The organism is Actinotalea sp. C106, assembly GCF_023630195.1.
Classification (GTDB): Bacteria; Actinomycetota; Actinomycetes; order Actinomycetales; family Cellulomonadaceae; genus Actinotalea.
Window position 1 is genome coordinate 1 of the sequence record NZ_JALPKN010000228.1, and the last position, 5,153, is coordinate 5,153.

The following is a 5,153-nucleotide window of genomic DNA, read 5'->3' on the forward strand; positions in this document are numbered from 1 at the left end:
CACGGGTCCGGGCGGTCGCGCTCGCGGGGCGGGGTGCACAGCCGCGCGGCGGCGAGGCCGTGGCGTGCCGGGAGCGGCGAGCGGGGAGGCACGGGTCGATGCTACAAACCCGGCCGACGACGACGGCCCAGGTCGCGCGCCGTCGTCGCTGACCACCGAGGATGGGGGCGTGACGTCCCCACCGACCGACCTGCGCCGCCGGTGGCTCTTCGCCGACCAGCTGGGGCCGCACTTCCTGGACCACCCGGACCAGCCGGTGCTGCTCGTGGAGTCCCGAGCGGTCTTCCGCCGACGCCGGTTCCACCGGCAGAAGGCGCACCTGGTGCTCTCCGCCCTGCGCCACCGCGCAGCCGAGCTGGGGGACCAGGCCGTCGTCGTCCGTGCCGACACCTACGCCGAGGCGCTCGCCCAGGTCGGTGAGCCGCTCGACGTCTGCGCCCCGACCTCGCGCGCGGCCCTCGGCTTCGTCGAACGTCAGCCCGGGCTCGAGGTGCTGCCGCACCGCGGCTTCGTCACCGCGCGGCCGGAGTTCGAGCGCTGGGTGACGGCGCAGCGCGGCGGGCTGCTCATGGAGAACTTCTACCGGACCGCGCGACGCGTCCACGGCGTGCTGATGGACGGCGACGACCCCGCGGGTGGGCGCTGGAACCTCGACCACGAGAACCGCGAGCCCCCGCCGCGCACGACCACCCTGGACGTCCCCGAGCCGTGGCTGCCGGAGGAGGACGAGATCGACGTCGAGGTCCGCCGGGACCTGGACCGATGGGAGGCCGACGGCGACGTCACCTTCGTCGGTCGCGACGGCCCGCGCCGCTTCGCCGTCACCCGCGACGAGGCCGTGGCGGCCCTCGACCGGTTCGTCGACCACCGGCTGCCGACCTTCGGCCGGTACGAGGACGCCATGCTCGCCGCGGACCCGTGGATGTCCCACTCGATGCTCTCGGCGGCGATGAACCTCGGCCTCCTCGACCCGCGCGAGGCCGTCGAGCGCGCGGAGGAGGCCTACAGGTCCGGCGAGGCGCCCCTCGCCAGCGTGGAGGGGTACGTGCGCCAGATCATGGGCTGGCGGGACTACGTCTGGCACGTCTACTGGCACACCGGCCCGACCTACAAGGAGTCCAACGCCCTCGAGGCCCGCACCCCGCTGCCCACGTGGTTCCGCGAGCTCGACGCCGACGCGGTCGAGGCGCGCTGCCTGCGCGAGGTGCTCGGCCAGGTGCGGGACACCGCGTGGGTGCACCACATCCCGCGCCTGATGGTCCTGGGCAACTGGGCGCTGCAGCGCGGCTACGACCCGGCCGAGCTCACCGACTGGTTCCACGAGTGCTTCGTCGACGGCTACGAGTGGGTCATGCAACCCAACGTCGTCGGCATGAGCCAGCACGCCGACGGCGGGTTCATGGCCACCAAGCCGTACGCCTCGGGTGGTGCCTACATCAAGCGCATGTCGGACTACTGCGGCGGTTGCCGGTACCGGCCCGACGTCCGCGTCGGCGAGAACGCCTGCCCCTTCAGCGCGGGCTACTGGTGGTTCCTCGACCGCAACCGGGAGCGGCTGGCCCCGAACCGGCGGATGGCCCAGCCTCTCGCCGGGCTGGGACGGCTGCGGGACCGCGAGGCCCTCGTCGAGCAGGAGGAGCTGCGGGGGGCGACGCCGCCGTAGGCCGTCGCGAGCTGCGGCGCGGGGATCAGGGGGTCGCCGTCGCGGGTGCCGGCGCGGGTGCCGTGGCCGGTCCGAACCCGGATCGGGTCATCTCGCCCCACACCGCCGGTCCCCGCATGAACGTGGCCTTCAGGCGCCACAGGACGGTGACGGGGAGGTAGACCACCTGCTCGGCGACCGCGACGGCCAGCAGACGCAGCAGGTCCCGGGTCGAGAGGTACTGGCGCAGGTTGCGCTCCTCGGCCCAGATCGCCGTCACCGTCGCGACCAGACCTGCGGTCATGACGGTGGCGATCAGCGCCGCGCCCAGGACGGGGTCGAAGACCCCCAGGCCGACCACCAGGACCATGGTGAGCATCCCCACCCCCTGGATCAGCGGGGCGAAGAGCTCGAAGAGCACCAGCTGAGGCATCCCGACCATGCCGATGGCCCCCCACCGTGGGCGCCCGACCAGGTCGGAGTGCTCCTGCAGCGCCTGGACCAGGCCCCGGTGCCAGCGCACCCGCTGCCGAGCCAGGACCGACCACGTCGCGGGCACCTCGGTCCACAGGATCGCCTCGGGGACCTGCACCACCCGCGGGCTCGAGCCCGGGTGGGCGAGTCGGTGGTGGCGCAGCAGACGCAGGGTGATGTCGAGGTCCTCACCGAGGTGGCCGACGGTGTAGCCGCCGACGGCCCGGACGGTCCCGGTGCGGAACAGCCCGAAAGCTCCGGAGACGAGCGTGACCGCCCCGGCGCGAGCCAGTCCCGTGCGGCCGATGACGAAGGCACGCAGGTACTCCAGCAGCTGGCACGCGGCGAGGAAGCTGCGCGGGACCCGGGCGTCGGAGACCGTGGTGCCCTCGACGACGCAGTCGTTGATGGGAAGGATCGTGCCGCCGGCAGCCACCACGTCCCGGCCGCCCTCGGTGAACGCGGCGACGGCCAGGCTGATCGCCCGGCGGTCCAGGAGTCCGTCGCCGTCCACGACCAGCAGCAGCGGGCGGGTCGCGGCGTTGATGCCGGCGTTGACGGCGTCGGCCTTGCACCCACCGGCGTCCTTGCTGATGACCCGGAGGCGCACGTCCCCCAGCGGCAGGTAGTGCCCGCGCACGGTGGCGGTGGTCAGCCCTGCGAGCCCGGGGGGCGGGGGCGCGACCGGGGCCAGGTGGAACGCCTCGACGAGGTGGGCCAGGGTGCCGTCCGTGGACCCGTCGTCGACCACGACGATCTCCAGGTCGCGGTAGTCCGAGGCCAGCAGCGCGCGGACGGTCGGCACGATGACCGGCCCCTCGTTGTGGGCCGGGACCACGATCGAGACCCCGGGAGGCCGGTTCGTCGCGGTGAGGTGGTGCAGCTGGCCGGGACGCAGCGCGCCGTGATGGTCGCGCAGGTGCAGGTTCCCTCCCACCGCCAGGGCCGCCATCGTCAGCTGCAACGCGATGGTGTAGACCGCGCCGATGACGAACCAGGTGCTGATCGCCTCGTAGACCCACATCGGGGGCTGGACCCAACCAGCCCACGGCATCACCGCGCACCGACCAGGTCGTCGACCCGTGGGCTCCTGGGGGTAGGCAGGGTGGGCACCAGACCGCTCAGTGCGGCGCGCACGGCGGCGTCGGGGTGCCGGGCCGCTGCCGCGTGCAGAACCGTGATCATCTCCGGGCGGGCGGCCAGCTCCCGGACCGCACGGCGAGCCCGCTCGGCGTGGACCGGATCCACCAGGGCGCTGAGCAGCCCGCCGGTGGCCACGTGCTCCTGGAGAGCGGTGGTGATGGCCGTGGTCACGAACGGTGTCGCCTGACCCAGCAGGCTGGTGAGGACGACGGCTCCGTCGGGGATGGAGGCCAGGGCGGCGGCGGCCCGGTGGCGCACGGCCCAGGCCGTGTCGTCCAGGGCCGCGATCAGCAGCGGGATGGTGGTCGGCCCAGCCATGACGCCCAGGGCCGTCGCTGCCAGGGCCCGCACCCCCGGGTCGGGGTCGCCCGTCAGGTTGGCCAGGGCGGTCAAGGACAGCTCGGTGGGGATCCCCGCGAGGGCGCTCACCCCGGCACGACGCAGCGCGGCGTCGGGGGAGCGGGTGGCGTCCACGAGCAGGCCCAGGGCGGTGGAGGGGTCCACGGTGTGGGTGACCATCGAGACCAGCAACGGTGATCGGGCGCCTCGGGCCCAGGCCAGGGTCACCGCCTGACCGACCTGGGGGCTGGGGTGGGTGCGGAGCAGCTCGCCGAGCTCACCAGCGATGTGCGGCTCCTCGTGGGTCAGCATCCGGACGATCGCGGTGGGTGCGGTGTCCGGGGCGGTGGCCAGGTAGGCCCGGGCGGCCGCGATCCGCACCCGCTGGTCCGCGTCGCGCATCGCCTGGTGCAGCGACGGGGTGTGGTCCGTCCCGCCGAGCAGACCGATGATCTCGACGGCGGCGACCCGTCGGGCCGGTTCTGCGTGGTGCAGACCGGCGAGCAGGTGGTCGATCAGCTCCAGCGCGGTCGCCAGGGCCGTGACGCTCTCGCGGTGCTCCGCCCCCAGGGTCGTGGCGACCGAGGTGACGATGTCCAGCACCTCCTGACGGTGGCGTCCGCGAGCCGTGGCACGCAGGGCGGCCGTCGCGGCGCGGGCGTCGCCCCGGCGCAGGCCCAGGGCGACCACGGTCTGGGAACGCAGATGGGTCCGCCGGTCGGCGACCCGACGTGACGCCCGCTCGCGCAGGGCCCGGCCCGCGGTGGTGAGCACCATCAGGGCGACCAGGACGGCGACCAGGCAGCCCAGCACGACCAGGGTCACGGTCAGCACGTGGCGGCCCCGTGCTCGGCCGTGGCGCCACAGGTGAGGTGATGGCGGCGCAGCTGTGCTGCGACGACGGCGCGCAGCAGACGGGGGCTCCACGGCCGGGGCAGGACGTGGTCGGCACCGGCGTCCAGGAGCTCGGCGCCCACGGCAGGGTCGGCCGTCGGGGTGATCGCCATGATCGTCGGGTGGGTCCCCTGGGCGTGGCGGCGGACGCCGGCCAGGGTCTCCTCGGCCGGGCCGGCGGCGGTCGGGTCGCCCAGCAGCAGGATCGGGGCAGCGGCAGGGTCGGCGAGCACGTCGGCCAGGTCACGCACGTGGACTCGGTGCCCGGCGCCGCGCAGCACCTCGGCCGTCAGCAGGCCGGAGACGTCGTCGCGGTCGCAGACCACGACGTCCGCGTCGTGGGTCAGGCCCAGGTCGACGTCGCGGATGCCGGGGGAGGGAGCCCAGGGACCGCCAGGCTCGTGCCCGGGACGAGGCGTGCTGGGCGGGGGCATCAGCGGGTGGTCCTATCGGCGGGGTACGTGGCGGACCGGCTCCGGGACGGCACGCTGGGCGTCGGTGACGTCAGCCGGCCCAGGATGCGTCATGATGTTCCCATCGACCGCGGCCGACGCTTCTGAGGAGAATGCCGACGGGGCGGACCTGCCCCCGTCCGGATCGCTCGCCGCGCAGGCGCGGTTCCGCCGCCCGGCCGGCCCTGTGGCCGCGCTGCCATGTCCGG

4 protein-coding genes are annotated in these 5,153 nt (G+C 74.4%); 1 reads left to right on the forward strand and 3 read right to left on the reverse strand.

Annotation, left to right across the window (positions count from 1 at the left end):
- Window positions 1–169 precede the first annotated feature (169 nt).
- Window positions 170–1,663 carry a cryptochrome/photolyase family protein gene (locus tag L0B03_RS13570; protein WP_250446645.1) on the forward strand — a complete coding sequence of 498 codons (1,494 nt, stop codon included), beginning with the start codon at window positions 170–172 and terminating at the stop codon, window positions 1,661–1,663.
- A gap of 25 nt (window positions 1,664–1,688) precedes the next feature.
- On the opposite strand, the gene L0B03_RS13575 is transcribed toward L0B03_RS13570, so the two are convergent.
- The 3 genes from L0B03_RS13575 to L0B03_RS13585 are packed head-to-tail and all read right to left on the reverse strand — an operon-like array spanning window position 1,689 to window position 4,926.
- Entirely contained in the window at window positions 1,689–3,140 is a 1,452-nt protein-coding gene (locus tag L0B03_RS13575) for a glycosyltransferase family 2 protein (protein ID WP_250446648.1), read from the reverse strand.
- Between the two features lie 29 nt (window positions 3,141–3,169).
- Entirely contained in the window at window positions 3,170–4,432 is a 1,263-nt protein-coding gene (locus L0B03_RS13580) for a HEAT repeat domain-containing protein (RefSeq protein WP_250446651.1), read from the reverse strand.
- Window positions 4,426–4,926 carry a hypothetical protein gene (locus tag L0B03_RS13585; RefSeq protein ID WP_250446652.1) on the reverse strand — a complete coding sequence of 167 codons (501 nt, stop codon included), beginning with the start codon at window positions 4,924–4,926 and terminating at the stop codon, window positions 4,426–4,428. Before L0B03_RS13585 ends, L0B03_RS13580 begins: the two co-directional genes overlap by 7 nt.
- Between the last annotated feature and the right edge of the window lie 227 nt (window positions 4,927–5,153).

What these genes read in the sequence shown, in the direction of transcription:
- L0B03_RS13575 (WP_250446648.1), bottom strand. Translation starts at nt 3,140, where the DNA reads ATGTGGGTCTACGAGGCGATCAGCACCTGGTTCGTCATCGGCGCGGTC.
- L0B03_RS13585 (WP_250446652.1), bottom strand. Translation starts at nt 4,926, where the DNA reads ATGCCCCCGCCCAGCACGCCTCGTCCCGGGCACGAGCCTGGCGGTCCC.